Consider the following 16148-nt stretch of genomic DNA (forward strand, 5'->3'; position numbering starts at 1 on the left):
GAGTTATGTCGACCGAAAAACAATGCGGCCATTCAGAATTTACATGGAGGAGTTGGTGGCCGAGCCCGTTGCCGCAGAGCCGAACCAAGCGGCTCCAACAGATGATATCATGGTTCCCACCCACGGAAGAAACAGCGTTGATGACCCCATTTTGCCCCCTGACCTTGGCAGTGACGGCAAAAACCAGAAGGTGGCGTTTTCTCCGGAACGTGAAAGTAATGTCGTTTCCGCTCCCGGACAGGCAAATGACGCATTGATCCAACAACTGAAGAATAACGGCATCGCTGACCGGATTTCCCGGGTTTATTCGGACATGCGAAAAACCAGGCCCGGACTTGCCCTTAGCCCCACCGTGAAGCTTTGGTTTATTGTAGACGATCAGGGGAAGGCGCATTTGAAGGATGTCGATATGAATATCATGAAGACGATAATGCCGGGCGAAAAGCCGTACGACGAGGCGACCAGACAGAGCATTGAAGCGGACTTTGAACAGGCCATTCGTGTGGCGTGCCAGAGATTGCCGTCTCTCCCGAAAGCGCCGGAAGGTAAAGTCTATCTCTTGCGATATCCTTTATATATCAATGTGGTGAATTAAAAGGAGGCGCTATGGCTGAAGTGAATAATGATGGCGTAACGGTCCGGTGGGACGTCAACAACGACGGCTTAGTGGATGATCTGGTATTTAAACCGGATTCCGAGTCGCAAAAAATAGGAAGATTGCTCGACCAGTGTCATGTCCGAGGGGATAAAACACCGGCTTGTCAGGCTTTTATATCCGGGCAGGCCAAGAATACGACCTGGCCGGAGCATCTCGATCATGTCTCGCTCAACCCCGCCACCGATTGGGCCAGGAACGGTTATCAAGGGCCGGATCAAGAGGTTCTCCGATACAATTATCGGGGAGGATATCCAAGTCTGGGGTATCGTTTAACCACTGCTGAAAAAATATTTCACGCCACCTGGAGGCCGGGTGCTGAGGCGATCCGCAGTCTTTCATACACGTTTGAGGCTTTACCTGTGACAGAGAAGATTGATTTTGTTGTCCGGTTTCTCAAAGCGGTTAAAGAGCGCAATAAAAATCAAATCGTCGAATTGACGGACGCCTTGCTGGCCATCCAAAATAAAAAAAGAAAATTTTTTGGCGAGAACGAAGCGAGTATTCATCAGACTGCCGACAAAATTGAGAATACAAAAAATGAAAATGTCCGATTACCCTGGATTGATTTTTATTGGGAGAAGATTTACAAAGATCCCGCCTTTGAGCAATTCAGGCACGAAGCCCTCGCCGACATTCACCGCACCTTGGGAAGAATTGAGGCGGATGATCAACCTGTTTATGTCGAGGGACATCTCGCCAGTCATTTACTGACGAGCAATAGCCCCAATGGTCCATCGCTTCTTCTGGAAGCGGGTAAAAATTACGCTCTCACTTGGATCGTCGGGCACCTGTCTTTTGGGGGAGGTTATATTCCCCATGAATTTTGTGAAGCGCCAAAAGAGGGCTGGACTCAAAATCTTGTCTGCAAGGACTCACAGGCCGCCATAACAGGCAAGTTAAGTGACATCGTTTCGGCGAAATTCGGACCGAATTCGCCATCGGCGCATATTTTTTACGGTTTTGAATTCGGCGACGAGCGCGTTTATTTGAGTCAAGAAAGTATCAGCGTCTACAACGTGAAAGCGGCGGAGTGAGGAAAAAAGTATCTGAAAAAAGTACCTGGCACCGATATCAAGACAGCTGTCGTTTCGCTTTTCTCCATGGAATGGACTTCTGTTCCCGCCGGGATTTTATCATTTTCCAGAATTGAGGATTGGTCATGTAGAAGACATCTTCCATGTCGTGGCCCTCAATACCCATGACAAGCGCCGTCGGTTTGCCATGTTTTGTTATGAGCACAGCCTCTTTTTGCGACTTGGCTATAAAATTGCTTAATTGCTCCTTTACCTCTCTCAAGCTTCCTGTTTTCATACGATCTCCTTTGTTGTCTTGCCTGTTTCCTTGAGCCGAACGACCCGAACGACAATCACCTTTGCTTCTTCATCGACGTCATAAAATATTCGCCACTCGCCGATACGCAATTCCCAAAGCGGTTCTTCAAATTGAAAGCCCGCAACCAGCCCTCTAAGGCATTTACGATTCTTTGTTTGCATCAACGGTGATTGAGGCAACAGCTTCCATCAACGAAATGGGGCTGCCGGGATCGTCCGATTTGGGGCGAAATGGGATTTTTAAAGCCGTACGAAATGTTTTCTATAGAAAACAGTTGACAAAAAAACTTAGCAACTTTTTTTGACTTTCGCCGATAAGTGTTCTATCAGGGCCATACAGCCCTTTTAAAGATATCTACGCAAATATGTGTCCCGGTAGTCGCCCTGAAGACTTTGATAGCACGCTTCAAAAATGGGCTGACAATCCGTCAGTTGAGCGTGAAATCGAAACGATAACCCTGAAAACAGTGACCAGGGAAACAAATGACTTGGCAATGATGATTCAAGAAGAAAGATTAGACCAGCAAAGAGCGCATTTTCGAGAATGGCTTAAAAGCGGCAACTGCCCCCCTCCGCCGCCGCCGGCCGCTCCTGCGGGAGAAGAAACGGGTTTTCAGGTAGTAAAAGACCAAAAAGACCCATTCTCTGGTCCAGTAAATTCCTGGTCCTCAATTGTGCAAGAACAGTTTGACCTCATCGCCAAAACCTGCGCCCATCCGCTTCAAACGCTCAATTTATTTGCATCAGCCGGTGGACTGCAAATGGTAGCGCAATCCTCCCGTGCGAACAGTTCTGCAAGTTCGATGGCCGAACTCGGATTCGGCGCGGCCTTGGCTTATGGGCTGATGAGGATACTCACGACTCTTGTAGCCGAAGGGGTCGCCGCCACCGCAATGTTCGCCGGATATTTAACGCCTACCGATCTTGTGAACCCTACCGTTGCCGATCCGAATTTTTTGTATAGTGAGAAAATATGAAACCTTAGCTGATGGAGCACAGATCGAACTTGATCCCGATTACCCCTATGATTGGAATAACCTTAACGGAGCCGATTAATTTAAGTCACAAGCTGGTGAACCCAACTGATTTTGTCCAAAGGGGCTGATCCATAAAATGTGAATTCGTGCTTGCGTTGAAAAAAGTACCTGGCACCGAACCTATGCAAATCAATTTGGTGAATTAATCGGAATAAACAACCGGTTGACTCTGTACAAAAAATAGATTATTTTTGTACATGAAGAGGAGATGTCATGGCCCAGGCTAATTACGACCTTCCCGAAGAGAAACTGACCAAGGTTAAAAAACTGGCGCAGGTGCCGACGAAAAAACAGGCGATTATCGTGGCGCTTGACGAATACATCCGCCGAAAAAAAATCGAGCGCCTGATATCGCTTCGCGGTAAAATTCGCCTCAAGTGGACGCAGTCCTCCCTGAAAAAATACCGTGGATAAATTCATTGTCGACTCCAGCATTTGGATCGATTTCTTTAAAGGACGCCTCCCCGATGCGGTTGCCGCCGGTTTGGCCGCGGGGCTTAAGAACGACCAGGCCGTGGTGACCGATATTATTGTTCACGAACTTCTTGTGGGGGCCGGGAGCAAAAAGCATTATCAGGAACTCAAAAATCTCTTTTCGGCACTGCCGCTCATTCGGATTGAAGTTCATGCCCTGGAGGATTTTAATCTCTTTGGCTGGAATCTGGCCAGAAAGGGACTGCTCGGCAAATATACCGACCTCACCATAGCCTACTTAAGCCATTTGCATCATTATCCCCTCTTAAGCCTCGATGGCTATTTTCAGCGGCTTGGAGAGCGGGGGATTATTCAGGTGATTCGCTTCTAATTCAAACCATACACCCTCGCCACGTTGTCGCGGCCGATTTTTTGGGCCAGGTCGGCCGGCAATTGGCTTAGGAATTTCCACTGTTTTCTCCAGAAAACATCCCCTATTTTTCAGCTTTTTATTTCTGCAATTCCGCCAAGTGGCGCGAGATGGGGAACCACGCACATTACGAAGGGTACTATCCACCGGCATTTCTCCTGGATAGAAAAATCTTGGAATTGGTGTCCGTTGTTGATAAACCATGTTCGAAGCGCATCAGATGAGATGCAACCTGTGAGCGAGCGGTCCGCCTGAGGCGGACGCGAGCGAACGGGGGGCGCGGGGGCGCCGAAGGCTTTACCCCCGATATCATGGGGCAGTAGCTCAGCTGGGAGAGCGCCTCGTTCGCAACGAGGAGGTCGGCGGTTCGATCCCGCTCTGCTCCACACGATAAAAAAAGCAGTTGCCACGGGCATTTTGATGGGCAAGAATGCCCCCCTGCTTTAAACCTAATAGGGAGGACTGTATGCCTAAAAAGAAAAAGAAATCGCTCAAAAAACGTTCCAAAAAAAAGGGTAACCGGAAAAAACAGAGGGCATCAAGCAAGGCGAAACGAAAGGTCTTAAAGGGTCTCAAGGCCCGGGCCAAAAAAATCAAAAAAAGGCTTAAATTCCGGAGCAAACGGATCGGCCAGAAGTTAAAAATGGCCCGCACGGAGGTCAGCGAGGGGCTTGGAGAGGTGAAGGAAAAGCTCCAGGAGGCGGTGACCGGAATCGGCCAGACCGCCAGCCGGGTGAGGGAAGAGGCCCTTTCGCCCCTCGTGGAGGAAATCCAGGATACGGCCGGGGACCTCATCGACGAGGTCAAGGATGTCGCCGCCTCCGGCGCCGGATCGGTCGAAGAAAAGTGGGATCAGTGGCGGGGGGAGTAGGCCGCCGCCAACCCGAAGTCCCGGTCCGAAGTTCGATTCTCCTATATTAATGATAGAGGTCCCTGTCTAGTCATCTAAGTTTATTCAGTAATAATTACTGGATAATAAAATTACTTCTTCCAAAAAGTGTTTTTTTCTAGCAACTAATTCTCCTGGATGCCGATAAGTAAGTACGAGGTCAAAACAGAAAAAATGAACTTATGACCTCGTGGTGACGTCTTTATCACCGGCGCGCTGATGATTTAGGGAGATATTATGATGATGAATTTCAGAAAAATCGTCATGCCTGTTTTGTTTGTTTTTCTCTCCGGTTTTTCGTTTCTTTCCGTTTCCTGCGGGGGGCCGGATCGTTTTGATTCGACGAGTGATGACGGTATCACCGATGAAAATCCCAGCGAGAACCCTGATGAAGGTGAGGGAGATGAGGGAGATGAGGGGGATGGCGATTCCGGTGATACGGGTGATACGGATGATACCGATGGAGAAGATGATGACGGCGATACGGATGATGGTGATGAGGGAGATGATGACGGTGATACGGATGACGATGGGGTCCTTGATGCAGAGGATGCCTTTCCCACAGATGCCGCCGAATCAGTCGATACGGATGGCGACGGTGTGGGAGACAATTCCGACAACTGTCCCGCCGACTCGAATGCCGGTCAGGCCGACGCCGATGCCGACGGGGAAGGAGATGTCTGTGATGACGATGTTGATGGGGACGGCATCGCCAATGAGGGTGATAATTGCCCGGATGATTCAAACAGCGACCAGACCGATCTGGACGAAGATGGAACCGGCGATGCGTGTGATGACGATGTGGATGGGGATGGCGTCCCTGATGAAGAGGATGCCTTTCCCACAGATGCCACCGAATCGGCCGATACGGATGGCGACGGTGTGGGAGACAATTCGGATGTCTGTCCCGATGTCTCGGACGACCAGAGCGACGGGGATGAGGACGGCGCGGGCGATGTTTGCGATAATTGCGTGACAACCGCCAATTCCGACCAGGAGGACATGGATGGCGATGGAGAAGGAAATGCCTGCGATGAAGACATCGATGGCGACGGAGATTTGGCCGAGGAGTTTGGCGGCGCGGATTGTGACGATGAAGACGACCATCGGAACGGGATTCGCGCCGAGGTCTTCGATTTAAGAGAAAACAACTGTGATGATGCGGATGGTTATGACTTGGGCATTGATTTGGCTGACTCAACGGCGACGGTAGAGGGTGATTCCGCCGGAGACGAGCTGGGTTATGCCGTTTCCATCCCGGGAGACGTCAATGGCGACGGTTTTGCCGATGTCATGATCGGCGCCCCAAAGAATGACGCCGGCGCCAGCGGCGCCGGCAAGGCCTACCTGTTTTTTGGTTCAGCCGGCGGGTTGAGCGGGGCCTTGGATCCCGACAGCGCCGATGTGATTATGGAAGGTGAGGGGAGCAACAATTATTTTGGTTGGTCGATTTCCGGTCCCGGCGACGTGAACGGCGATGGTTTTGACGATATTTTGATCGGCGCCAAGTGGAATCATGACGGCGGCTATCGGGCCGGCAAGGTCTATCTGATTTACGGCCGCGATTTTGCCGATCAGGAATTTGATCTGGCGGACGCCGATGCCGCGTTTACTGGAGGCGCCACGGGCGATTATCTGGGGAGCAGTGTTGCCGGCGCGGGGGATGTCGATGGCGACGGTTTGGCCGATATCATCATGTCGGCCACGGGCTATGACGGCACCTACAGTAGCGCCGGCAGGGTGTATCTCTTCCTGGGCGGGGACCTTGCAGGTGATGTCAGTTTGACCGATGCTTATGCCACGTTTGAAGGAGAGGCGGCCTATGATGCCGCCGGCACCTCTCTGGCGCCGGCGGGCGACATGGACGGCGACGGTCTGGCCGATTTTATTGTCGGCGCCCCGTCGGCGGATCCCAGCGGCAAAACATCGGCCGGAAAGATTTATGTGATTTTCGGCGATAACATCGACACAGGCGAAAACGCCCTGGCCGATGCCGATTTGAAATACACCGGTGAAAACGCCAACAACAACGCCGGAAACATGATTTCGGGCGGGGTGGATGTCGATGCCGACGGCCTGTCGGATATCGTCATCGGGGCGTATGGATATGATGTCGGCGCCAGCACGAATGAAGGGCGGGCCTATCTCATCTTCGGTTCGGACTCTTATACCGCGGGGACTTACAGTTTAAATGGGGCGGACATGGTCTTTGATGGCGAGGCGAGCGGTGATTATGCGGGAAGCGCCGTAAGTTTGATTGACGACATGGATGGCGACGGTTTCGGCGAGATCATGATCGGCGCCTATTATAATGATGAAGCCGCCAACAACGCCGGCAAGATTTATTTCATCAAAGGAATGTCGCAGGATGATTTTGACGACTTGGGAGGCGAAATCACGCTGGGAGACGCCTCCGTGGATGCGACCATTCTGGGAGAGACAAGCGGCAGTTATGCCGGTTATTCCCTCTCCACCGGCGGTGATCCGAATGGCGATGGCATCATGGATACGGTGATTGGCGCCTACGGCTTTGACGGCGCTGACGGTTCGGACACCGGAAAGGCCTATTTGTTGCTGGGGGAATAAAAAAAGGAGATATTATGACGCGCATTTATGCAAAAGATTTACCGCCGATTCATCAGGGGCCCGCTGTCACGGATGTGCTGGCCATGAAATTATTGTGGCCACTGGCTTTGTTGCCCGCGTGCAACAACTCCGGCGGCAAGGGTAATGATAAGGGTGCTGATCAAACCAATCCGGATGATACGGGTGGAAATGACGATACAGGCACAGGCCCCGGTCCCGATGATTTTGGTTATTTGCAGTGCAATGCGGACGCCATCGAGGTCGACTTCAACGATCTCAATGACAACGGTGAATTTGATTATGATGAGGGCGAAAGGATTCACACGGTTTATTTGCCGGGCGGTTGTTCCATCGCCGATGCCAAGACTACCCTCGACACGTACGGCACCGGTAGCGGCGATATCGTCCTTACGGGAGGCGATTATGACGTTTATTACGGCGGCGTGACGGTTGAGTCGGGGGATGATATCGATGTTTCACTGCAAAGCGACGTTGACAGTGCAACGATCATCGGTTTGGACACAACGGCCCCCATTTTTTCCAATAGCGGCTCGCTTTCTCTTCTGGGTGACGGTAAATTAAAAATACAGGGTTTTGCCGCCAATACGGCAATTGAATCGGCGTCCGGGACGGTCAAAGTTGACGGTGTTGCTTTTGACAACCTGGCGGTCGGTCTGGATATCGGTAGCGGCAGTCTCACTGCCGATGATATCCGAATGACCCAAACCCAGGACATCGGCATCCATCTGTACGGCAATGCGGATGCCACAATGACGGACATCGTGATGAATAACGGTTTGATCGGCGCCGGGATGCAAAACGCCGTCAAGGCCGAAGGCGCCGGCCATGTGGATATGCAGGATGTGGTTGTCATGAACCAGCAGACATCCGGGTCGGTCATCGATATTGATGCCGCTTACACGCTCGTGATCGGTTTGGTGGCCCTGCACAACAGGACCACCGAGGCCATTGTCGATCTAGCTGTCGGAACGGAGTATGAAAATGTCAATGCCCAGTGGAGTTATTTTGCCAGCAGTATCATTGCCAACAACGATTATGGCGAGCGCGGCGCCCTCGTGGTCGCCTCGGAGGGCGATCTGGTTATGCACAACGTTGACGTTGCGTACAACTACTCGGACGGCGCCGAGACCGTCGTGGATCTTTCCGACACGGATAATCCTTATGCGGGGATCACGACGTTCACGCAATGCAATGTTGTGGGCAACACGGGCCTCAATATCGACGGCACGCCGGTCCAAAGGTCTTACATCACGCAGGAAGACATCGATAACGGTTATGTCGTTCAAACGGTTGATGAGGAGACCGGCGAACTCACCCCCGCCGTCGGCGACCCGACCAGTTTTGAGCCGATTGAATACAATAATTTCTATGATAATGGCGAAGCTCGCTACGAGGACCTCGAGGGCAACAACTATGAAGAGTCTTTGTGGTCAGGCGACAGCCCGGATGCCAATGTCATCATGTACAATCCCGACGAGGACTCCGAGTTCCATGACAGCGCCTTCAGGATCACGAATCAAAATCTTTTAAACAGCGGCAATCCCAATGCCCAATACCCCGATTACGACGGCTACGACTATCCCGATGATTATGAAGTTCCGTCCACCAATACCGGCGGCTCGATCACGGCCTTCGGCGGTCCCGTGGGCAATATTTTGGAAAGCGCCGTGACCTTGGCGTATGACGAGTATGTTTTAAACGGTGAATGAACGGAAAGACTTCCGCGGGATCGATCATCAGTCCGCCAAACGGCGGCTGTGGGCCCTGGCCCTTAAGTATTCGACCACGGCGGGAATCAGCGACACAACCACAATCCCGAGAATCACGATGTGAAAGTTTCGTTTCACCGCCGGCATATTGCCGAAATAATATCCCGCCAGAAGAAAGAGGAGCACCCAGCCCAAACCCCCCACGGCGTTAAAAACAGTGAAACGAAAGTAGGTCATCCGGCCGATGCCGGCCACAAACGGGGCGAAGGTCCGAAAGATGGGGATAAACCGGGTGAGGATGATCGTTTTCCCGCCATGTTTTTCGTAAAAGGCGTGCGTGCGCAACAGATAATCCCGCTTAAACCACCGGCTTTTTTCCCGCTTGAAAATTTTGGGGCCGATTGACCTGCCGATTGAATAGTTGACCATGTTTCCCAGAATGGCGGCCGCAACAAGCGTTGTTGCAAGCAGGGGAAGTTTTAACGACGCATCCACGGTTGCCGTAAGTGCCCCAAGCGCGAATAGGAGCGAATCGCCGGGCAGAAACGGCGTGACGACCAGGCCGGTCTCGCAGAAGATAATCAAAAACAAAACGATGTAGAGCCACGGACCAAGAAGGTCGAGCCACTGGTTTAAGTGGGTGTCGAGATGGAGGATTATATCCGGCAGTTGATTTAAAATGTCCATCATGATACATCCCTCTTATGGAAGAGAAGCAATTCAGTCAAATAGAAAGGTGGTTTTTACAGCTCAATCGGCAAATCGAAGATTCCACAGCAAGGCTCGATCTCAAGATCGAAAATCGTTTTAATGCCTTGTTCACTGTCTGCACAAACATCCGAAAAGATATTGAAGGGCTTAAAGCAGAACTCAAACTCCTCCACGAAACCAGGGACAAATTTGAAGCTCGCATTTCGGTCCTTGAATTAGCTTTGAAAGAGCTTGAACGTCGGCTTTCGCACTAACCTTTCGTTTGATACCCCCATTCGATGGCCGACTCGGTCGAGCAGGGTCCTCCCTTGGGATAGATTCGGAGGCGGAAGACAATCGGATCGCCCTTGCCGACACGTATCGGCTTTGAAATGGGCAAAAAAGTCTGCTTCCAATGGGTGAGCGGTCTGCCTGGGGCGGTGTTGGTGACAATCCCCGGCGCCCATTCCGCCTCAAACCATCCGGCAAATCCCCTTAAGGCACCGTCCCGCCGGGCGCGAAACGCAAGTTCGCGGTCAAAGCCGAGGGCATGAATTGTTTGGAAATCGATCTTCCAGTAGATCGCAGGATTGGCCAAAAGTTCGGATGGTTTGATTTTTGTGGTCGTGAAAGGGGCCGACATAACTCCCCCTTCACCCCCTCTTAACTTAAGAGGGGGTTGGGGGGAGTTAGATGTCCCGACCGGCGCCAGAAAAATCCTGACCCGGCCCGGAATAATTTTCCCCCCTTCCTTCAAAAAACGCCTTCGCGCGTCATACACGGAAGGAACGATATTTTCATCCAGCCCAAGGCTTCCCACCGTCTCCGCGACAATCACATCCACCCGCTCCGGCAATTTCAAATCGAACGAGAGGGCTTGCCGAAATTCGATATTCCTGATGCCCCGTTTTTGTGCCTCGTTCTTGGCCACCCGGATCGATTCATCAATGTCGCAGGCGTAAACCTTTTTTACACCCGCCTCCACGGCGGCAAGTGACAAGACGCCGGCGCCGCATCCGAGGTCCAAAACCACATCTCCGGGTCTTACCGTTTTCTGAATCGCCTTAATCAAAAGAGGAGTGCGAAAGCGGTCGGCGAGCATGGGATGATGTCGCCGGATAATTTCGCGCGTTTTTTTTGCCGTTATTTTGTTTGGCATCGGTACCCTTCGGGTACAAGAGCCTGTAACGCTCTCCGCCTTTGGCGGATAGCTAACAGGCTCTAGAAAAGAAGGGCCAGAAGGCTAAAGAAGGCCACCAGAAAAATGAGCGCCCCGGCCCCCATCAAGGTCAGTTCCAGTGTGGAAAAACGGGACAAAAAACGGGCGAAATCCTGCGGCAGGGGAATCGACGGCGGCATCTCTTTTTTTTGGGATTCTTTTTCCTTCTCCGGTTCTTTTTCGGCCAAAGTGGCCTTTGCCTCTTTTGAGATCGAAGGGGCCGGTTTTGTTTTTGGGGTCAAAAGCGAATCCTCTTTGGCGTACTCCCGGCTCAATTCATCCAGATTGATCTCGCCGGGGTTCCGAAAGAGCGCCTTCACCGTCCCCAGCATGACCATGTCGCCGTCCTTCAGGAGTTTTTCCTGCACCTTCTGGTTGTTGACGAAGGTCCCGTTTTTGCTCCCCAGATCGGTGACGGTCACCCCTCCCCATTTTTTGTGCAGGACGGCATGGCGACGCGAAACCGACGGGCTGTCGATGACAAGCGGACAGGTTGAGTCGCGGCCGATAACCAGCTCGGCAATGTCATCCGTAAAAAAGACCTTTCGCCCTTCGCAGGGGGGACCTGTGACTTCGAGGCTGGGATGATGTTCCGTATCCAGCGCCTTCAACACCTTTTTGATCATCTTGATTTCGATGATGTCGGAATCGGTATTTTCCTCCGGAACCCCTTTGCCCCCTCCCGAAGGGCTCAAAAGGACAAACTGAATCTCGAAATCCTCGATTCGAATCCGGTCGGCCGACCGCAGGAGGTTTTTTTCGTGCGGTTTGAGTTTCCGGCTGTTTAAAAAGGTGCCGTTTCCCGATTCGAGATCGACCAGGAAGAAATCGTTTCCCGCCTTTACGATCTCGGCATGGTTTCGTGAAACGGTGTTGGCGGCAAGTTCGATGTCGCTGGTGTTTGTCCGGCCAAGGGCAATGGTTTCCTTGTCGAGGTTATAGACCTCTTCCTTGCCGGTTTTTTTATCCGTGACGACGAATTTGGGCATTAACTTCAGTCGCTCGTTTTTCGTATCTCGTCGCTCGTCAAAAGCGAGTCACAAGTCACGAGTCACGAGCCACGGGTTATTTGCACCCCCCCCACTCCTTGATCTGTTGATTCAACCGGTTCACCTCGGTCTCATAGCCGGAGGGTTTCGACTGAATGAACTTGCAGTAATAAGCCCTGGCGTTATTCGTGTCTCCTTGCGTCTCGTACAGATGCCCCAGCGAATAGAGCGCCCGAACGTGTGAGGGGTTGATATTCAATGTTTTTTGGTACCAGGTGATGGCGTTGGGGACGTCATTAAGCGTCTGATGAGTGAAGGCGATATTGAAGGCGGCGTCGGACAGGTTTGGTTTGAGCTTGAGGGCCGACTCGTAGGCCTTGACGGCCAGATGCAGTTCGCCCGAGGCCTTTCCCGCATTCCCCTTGTTTTTGGCCTCCAGCCCCATTTGCAAATGGGTGAAGCCTGCGTTGAAATAGGCCTGATCGTTGGTCGGGTCTGCCGCTATCACGGCATCGAATTCCTTCAAGGCCAGCGCATAATTTTTTTCTTTCAGATAGGAAATCCCCAGATTCAGATGCGCCGACGGCGATTCGGGGGCATTTGTCATCGCCTGATTAAGCGCCTGCTGGGCCTTTAATGTCTCACCGGTCTGGTTGTAGAGGGTGGAGAGATTCACCCAGGCATCCGAGATCTTCGGGTTGATTTCGAGGGCCAGCTTGTAGCGAATGATGGCATCCTCAAACTTCCCCAGCTCCTGATAGACCTTGGCCAGCTCGTTGTGGGCATAGGGATGTTCGGCGTTCAGGCGCGTGGCGTTCTTCAAGGCGTCCACCGCGTTTTTGAGTTTCTCATTTCCGCCGCCCGCATGCGCCATCGCGACGTAGGTCAGCCCCAGGTTATAGTAGGCGTCGCTGAATTTGCTGTTGTTCTTGATCGCCTTTTTAAATTGGGCAATCGCGTCGTCATAACGGCCGAGATTGTAATAGACCGTTCCCAGATGGTTGTAGGGGGAGGCATATTTTTTGTCCAGCGAGATGGCCGTTTGAAGGGCCTGGATAGCCGACTCCATCTGCCCCTTGAATTTGTAGGCCAGCCCGAGATTATTCCATGCCTCCACGTAGTTGGGGTTGACCTCGGTGGCGGTTTTGAACTCAAAGAGCGCCCGCTCCATGTCCCCCTCATACATGGCGGTGACGCCGCGGTTGTTATGAAGAATGGCCCGGTCGGAGGGCTTGCCCGCCTTTTCTTTGGCGGAGATGGAGAAGGAGAGAACAAACAGACCGGCAAAGGCGAGAGAGTAGAAAGCAGAAAGCGGAAAGCGGAAAGCGGATTGATGGTCTGCTTTCTGCTTTCGGCTTTCTGATCTCTGATTTCTCGTTTTTGTCTTCACTCTTCTTCCCCCTCATTATCGGCCGCACCGACATGAAAGTTGCTCCAAAATCAACATCCTTTTGTCCGCCCCTCCAGAATACCGACCACCCAGTCGATCAGTTGCGACTTTTTTGATGCTCCGGCCGCCAGTTTTCCCCTTTCCAAAACCTGGTTTCCCTCAACGACCATCAATGTCGGATCCTTTCCCGCCGATTTGTCGATGGCCGCCAGCATAAAAATGGTCCGCGCCATTTCCTCATAGGCGGTTTTAAAAGTATATGAGGCGATGGTTGCCTTTTCAAACCAGACTTTTGCCGCTCCCAAATCCACCTCCCGAAATGCGCCGCTTTTTTCCATCCCTTTCACGTAATAACGAAAGGCCTCGAAGGTGGGGCCTTGTTCCTGGAATTTTTTCAGGCTTTTTACGTCCGCCCCTTTCCGGCCGACACGTTGCAGTATTGTTCCGGCGGCGTCGGCGGCAACGTTAAAGAAGCGTTCATTCTGCTGGGCGGCAAATTCCATCACCGTGCCGATTTCCTGTTTGGCATTCACGTCGGCCACTTTGACAAAATACCGGAGGAGTTCCCCCTTTTTCTGGAACATCCCGTAGACGGCATGCGTGGCGCCAAGGGAGGCCGCCGCCGAAATAATCCGGTCGTCGGCAAAAAGATCGGTTGAGGCCAATGCGGAGGCGGAGTTGAAGACGAGGAACGGGTGGATCACGCCGATTTTCGCCTGCGAGTACAGAATTTCGTAGAAGAGCAGGGCGAACCCCTTTTCCAGCGTCGGATCGGAGGCGCCGCCGGAGGCGTCCTGAAACGGAAAGATCGCGAGGCGGATTTCCTGTCCGGCGACTTGTAACTTGAGATAACTCGCCAACGCCCCGTCCATCGCCTCGGGCGAGCAGGTGACTTGCGCCCGGACGGGGTTTGAAAAAAGGGTGAAAATCAGAAGAAAAACCGCGCATGGCCTCATCGGGTTCGATTATAGGGAGGGGGGAAAGAGGGGTCAATGTTAAAGAAGGCGAAGTTCCCCCAAAAATTCCTGCCAGGGAAGGAATTCGATGTTGTGGTCTTTATAGGGCCGGGGGCTTTGGCAAACGCAGATGGCGCGGGCCACGGGGTGATCGCCGATAAAACTTCGCAATCCGCCGACATCGGCCAGGCGGGGCCGGCTTCCCGATTTGATTTCGACAGCCCATATCCGTTCGCCCTGTTGCAGGATAAGATCGACCTCGGCCCCGTCTGTTGTCCTGAAAAAACCGAGCTGAACCTCCCGCTCGCGATAATCGACAAGGCGGCGTGTTTCGAGGATAATCCAGTGTTCAAAGGCATCCCCGTACGGCCGGGAGGCAGGCACGAGTTCCGCGGACAATTGATGCTTCAGCGCGTTCGCCACCCCGGGGTCGAAGAGGTAGAATTTCGGATGGGAGACCAGTTTTTTTCGGTGCGAACGGGTCAAAGGATATAAAAAAAAGCCCAAAAGGGTGTCTTCCAGAATGTGAAAATATTCCCTTATTGTTTTCGAGTCGACCCCCGCCTCTCTCGATATATTGGAAAAATTAAGGATGTTTCCATTCTCGAACGCCGCCAATTCCAAAAATCGGGAAAAAGCGGGGACATTCCTTGTCAAGGCCTCCTGCTGAATCTCTTCGATCAAATAGTTTTCGACGTAGCTTTTTAACAGGCGGATTTTTGCCGGCAGATCTTTTGTCAGAACCACTTTTGGCAGGGTTCCAAAGCGCAGGCATGCCTCGAGAGAAAAATCCTCCTTCAATTCCTGTGAAGTGAGGGGATGCAGATGACGCGTTATGGCTCTCCCTCCCAAAAGATTCACCCCCCCCCTTCTCAATTTTCGGGCGCTTGACCCGGTGAGAATAAAGCGGATGTTTCTTTCCGATTCCATCAGGGAGTGAACGTCATTGAGCATTTCCGGAACTCGCTGAATTTCGTCGATAACCACAAGGAGTTTTTCCGGCTTGAGGGCGGCGACTTCTTTCGGAAGCAGGGAAAGGTCTTTGGAATATCGAAGGTACTGGTCATTTTTCAGAAGATCGATATAAAGGTCCGGTTTAAGACTTGATTTTATAAGATATGTTTTACCTGTCTGCCGTGGACCAAACAGAAAAACCGATTCATTGTAGTTGGTTAGGCCTAGAATTCTTGGTATCATATTCCTAATATACACGTATTTTTAGGAATATAAAGAAAATTTTACGGGAAAAATATACCTAAATGATGGATTAATTTTAAAATTATTAAATGAATGAATAAATTATTGCTCAACTTTTTCTTGCAGGTGCCGATAAAGAGTGAGATTTAAACAATCCACTCTTATGGCTACTTCAACCGGTTCAATCGATCCGAATAAAAGGCAGGTTCCGCCGGATGTTTCCGGTGCTTCCGATGGCTCAGCACCCCCCGCCAGGGGAAAAGCAGGGGAGGTGCAAGGAAATCCCACAGGGGATCTCTTTGTGGTGCGCGGGGAGAGCCCGGATCGCCTTTTGCAAAGGGTGACCGAAGGGGGTGATCCCTATCTCGCCTTTTGACCCGGTCACCGCAAATGGGATGAACAGCGGCCCCCTGCAACAGGGTTGGGACTTTATTCGGGAGGCATGGCCGCGCCCTGGTGCGGTCCTTTAATTCCGTCGGTGACTCTTTCCGTCCTGCCCGGAGTCATTATTCCGGCCGCCCTGCCGGTTGTCCCTGTCGGCGGTGCCCCGGCCTTCATGCCCGTTCCGGTTTCCCTCTAAGGCGGCAGGGCCGCCAACCAAAGGGTCCGAATGGACCACCAAACAGTTCGCA

19 protein-coding genes and 1 tRNA gene are annotated in these 16148 nt (G+C 52.1%); 12 read left to right on the forward strand and 8 right to left on the reverse strand.

Features of this window, described 5'->3' with window-relative positions:
• The first annotated feature begins 55 nt into the window (after nt 1–55).
• Nucleotides 56–595 (forward strand): hypothetical protein, encoded by a 540-nt coding sequence (locus tag HYU99_01680; GenBank protein MBI2339062.1) that lies wholly within the window; start codon nt 56–58, stop codon nt 593–595.
• 11 nt (nt 596–606) lie between these two features.
• On the forward strand, nt 607–1692 hold the full coding sequence (locus HYU99_01685) for a hypothetical protein (protein MBI2339063.1): 1086 nt from the start codon (nt 607–609) through the stop codon (nt 1690–1692).
• A gap of 37 nt (nt 1693–1729) precedes the next feature.
• Here the strand turns inward: HYU99_01685 and HYU99_01690 are convergent, their stop codons facing one another.
• Both HYU99_01690 and HYU99_01695 read right to left on the reverse strand, forming a co-directional pair.
• Nucleotides 1730–1969, reverse strand: a complete 240-nt coding sequence (locus HYU99_01690; protein MBI2339064.1) for a type II toxin-antitoxin system Phd/YefM family antitoxin — start codon at nt 1967–1969, stop codon at nt 1730–1732.
• Entirely contained in the window at nt 1966–2151 is a 186-nt protein-coding gene (locus HYU99_01695) for a type II toxin-antitoxin system RelE/ParE family toxin (protein MBI2339065.1), read from the reverse strand. Before HYU99_01695 ends, HYU99_01690 begins: the two co-directional genes overlap by 4 nt.
• A gap of 203 nt (nt 2152–2354) precedes the next feature.
• Here HYU99_01695 and HYU99_01700 point away from each other — a divergent pair, with 203 nt between their 5' ends.
• The 7 genes from HYU99_01700 to HYU99_01730 all read left to right on the forward strand — a co-directional run bounded on the left by HYU99_01700 (nt 2355) and on the right by HYU99_01730 (nt 9075).
• Nucleotides 2355–2966, forward strand: coding sequence for a hypothetical protein (locus HYU99_01700; GenBank protein ID MBI2339066.1), 612 nt, complete (start codon nt 2355–2357; stop codon nt 2964–2966).
• 273 nt (nt 2967–3239) lie between these two features.
• Complete coding sequence (locus tag HYU99_01705) at nt 3240–3440, forward strand: type II toxin-antitoxin system VapB family antitoxin (protein ID MBI2339067.1); 201 nt, start codon at nt 3240–3242, stop codon at nt 3438–3440.
• A complete protein-coding gene (locus HYU99_01710; GenBank protein MBI2339068.1) occupies nt 3433–3831 on the forward strand; it encodes a PIN domain-containing protein in 399 nt (132 codons plus the stop codon). The genes HYU99_01705 and HYU99_01710 overlap by 8 nt, the downstream gene beginning before the upstream one ends.
• A gap of 352 nt (nt 3832–4183) precedes the next feature.
• Nucleotides 4184–4256: transfer RNA gene (locus tag HYU99_01715), tRNA-Ala, on the forward strand.
• 80 nt (nt 4257–4336) lie between these two features.
• Entirely contained in the window at nt 4337–4741 is a 405-nt protein-coding gene (locus HYU99_01720) for a hypothetical protein (protein ID MBI2339069.1), read from the forward strand.
• Nucleotides 4742–4996: 255 nt separating this feature from the next.
• Nucleotides 4997–7345, forward strand: a complete 2349-nt coding sequence (locus HYU99_01725) for an FG-GAP repeat protein (protein MBI2339070.1) — start codon at nt 4997–4999, stop codon at nt 7343–7345.
• A 14-nt stretch (nt 7346–7359) separates the two neighbouring features.
• A complete protein-coding gene (locus HYU99_01730; protein ID MBI2339071.1) occupies nt 7360–9075 on the forward strand; it encodes a hypothetical protein in 1716 nt (571 codons plus the stop codon).
• A 27-nt stretch (nt 9076–9102) separates the two neighbouring features.
• On the opposite strand, the gene HYU99_01735 is transcribed toward HYU99_01730, so the two are convergent.
• Nucleotides 9103–9762 (reverse strand): DedA family protein, encoded by a 660-nt coding sequence (locus HYU99_01735; GenBank protein MBI2339072.1) that lies wholly within the window; start codon nt 9760–9762, stop codon nt 9103–9105.
• A 17-nt stretch (nt 9763–9779) separates the two neighbouring features.
• Here HYU99_01735 and HYU99_01740 point away from each other — a divergent pair, with 17 nt between their 5' ends.
• On the forward strand, nt 9780–10040 hold the full coding sequence (locus HYU99_01740; protein ID MBI2339073.1) for a hypothetical protein: 261 nt from the start codon (nt 9780–9782) through the stop codon (nt 10038–10040).
• Here the strand turns inward: HYU99_01740 and HYU99_01745 are convergent.
• The 5 genes from HYU99_01745 to HYU99_01765 form a co-directional block, all read right to left on the reverse strand.
• Nucleotides 10037–10924, reverse strand: a complete 888-nt coding sequence (locus HYU99_01745; protein MBI2339074.1) for a 50S ribosomal protein L11 methyltransferase — start codon at nt 10922–10924, stop codon at nt 10037–10039. The genes HYU99_01740 and HYU99_01745 overlap by 4 nt on opposite strands.
• A 62-nt stretch (nt 10925–10986) precedes the next feature.
• Nucleotides 10987–11973, reverse strand: coding sequence for an FHA domain-containing protein (locus HYU99_01750; protein MBI2339075.1), 987 nt, complete (start codon nt 11971–11973; stop codon nt 10987–10989).
• Between the two features lie 76 nt (nt 11974–12049).
• A complete protein-coding gene (locus tag HYU99_01755) occupies nt 12050–13363 on the reverse strand; it encodes a tetratricopeptide repeat protein (protein ID MBI2339076.1) in 1314 nt (437 codons plus the stop codon).
• 50 nt (nt 13364–13413) lie between these two features.
• A complete protein-coding gene (locus HYU99_01760) occupies nt 13414–14319 on the reverse strand; it encodes a hypothetical protein (GenBank protein ID MBI2339077.1) in 906 nt (301 codons plus the stop codon).
• A gap of 39 nt (nt 14320–14358) precedes the next feature.
• Entirely contained in the window at nt 14359–15516 is a 1158-nt protein-coding gene (locus tag HYU99_01765; GenBank protein MBI2339078.1) for an ATP-binding protein, read from the reverse strand.
• Between the two features lie 163 nt (nt 15517–15679).
• Here HYU99_01765 and HYU99_01770 point away from each other — a divergent pair, with 163 nt between their 5' ends.
• Together HYU99_01770 and HYU99_01775 are read left to right on the forward strand one after the other, a co-directional pair.
• Nucleotides 15680–15892, forward strand: coding sequence for a hypothetical protein (locus tag HYU99_01770; GenBank protein ID MBI2339079.1), 213 nt, complete (start codon nt 15680–15682; stop codon nt 15890–15892).
• A gap of 66 nt (nt 15893–15958) precedes the next feature.
• Nucleotides 15959–16096 (forward strand): hypothetical protein, encoded by a 138-nt coding sequence (locus HYU99_01775; GenBank protein MBI2339080.1) that lies wholly within the window; start codon nt 15959–15961, stop codon nt 16094–16096.
• Nucleotides 16097–16148 lie beyond the last annotated feature (52 nt).

Source organism: Deltaproteobacteria bacterium (genome assembly GCA_016183175.1).
Lineage (GTDB): Bacteria > UBA10199 > UBA10199 > UBA10199 > SBBF01 > JACPFC01.

Coding starts and splice junctions, on each gene's coding strand:
- HYU99_01685 (MBI2339063.1), top strand. CDS start 607: ATGGCTGAAGTGAATAATGATGGCGTAACGGTCCGGTGGGACGTCAAC.
- HYU99_01690 (MBI2339064.1), bottom strand. CDS start 1,969: ATGAAAACAGGAAGCTTGAGAGAGGTAAAGGAGCAATTAAGCAATTTT.
- HYU99_01695 (MBI2339065.1), bottom strand. CDS start 2,151: ATGCAAACAAAGAATCGTAAATGCCTTAGAGGGCTGGTTGCGGGCTTT.
- HYU99_01700 (MBI2339066.1), top strand. CDS start 2,355: ATGTGTCCCGGTAGTCGCCCTGAAGACTTTGATAGCACGCTTCAAAAA.
- HYU99_01705 (MBI2339067.1), top strand. CDS start 3,240: ATGGCCCAGGCTAATTACGACCTTCCCGAAGAGAAACTGACCAAGGTT.
- HYU99_01720 (MBI2339069.1), top strand. CDS start 4,337: ATGCCTAAAAAGAAAAAGAAATCGCTCAAAAAACGTTCCAAAAAAAAG.
- HYU99_01725 (MBI2339070.1), top strand. CDS start 4,997: ATGATGATGAATTTCAGAAAAATCGTCATGCCTGTTTTGTTTGTTTTT.
- HYU99_01730 (MBI2339071.1), top strand. CDS start 7,360: ATGACGCGCATTTATGCAAAAGATTTACCGCCGATTCATCAGGGGCCC.
- HYU99_01735 (MBI2339072.1), bottom strand. CDS start 9,762: ATGGACATTTTAAATCAACTGCCGGATATAATCCTCCATCTCGACACC.
- HYU99_01740 (MBI2339073.1), top strand. CDS start 9,780: ATGGAAGAGAAGCAATTCAGTCAAATAGAAAGGTGGTTTTTACAGCTC.
- HYU99_01745 (MBI2339074.1), bottom strand. CDS start 10,924: ATGCCAAACAAAATAACGGCAAAAAAAACGCGCGAAATTATCCGGCGA.
- HYU99_01750 (MBI2339075.1), bottom strand. CDS start 11,973: ATGCCCAAATTCGTCGTCACGGATAAAAAAACCGGCAAGGAAGAGGTC.
- HYU99_01760 (MBI2339077.1), bottom strand. CDS start 14,319: ATGAGGCCATGCGCGGTTTTTCTTCTGATTTTCACCCTTTTTTCAAAC.
- HYU99_01765 (MBI2339078.1), bottom strand. CDS start 15,516: ATGATACCAAGAATTCTAGGCCTAACCAACTACAATGAATCGGTTTTT.
- HYU99_01770 (MBI2339079.1), top strand. CDS start 15,680: ATGGCTACTTCAACCGGTTCAATCGATCCGAATAAAAGGCAGGTTCCG.
- HYU99_01775 (MBI2339080.1), top strand. CDS start 15,959: ATGGCCGCGCCCTGGTGCGGTCCTTTAATTCCGTCGGTGACTCTTTCC.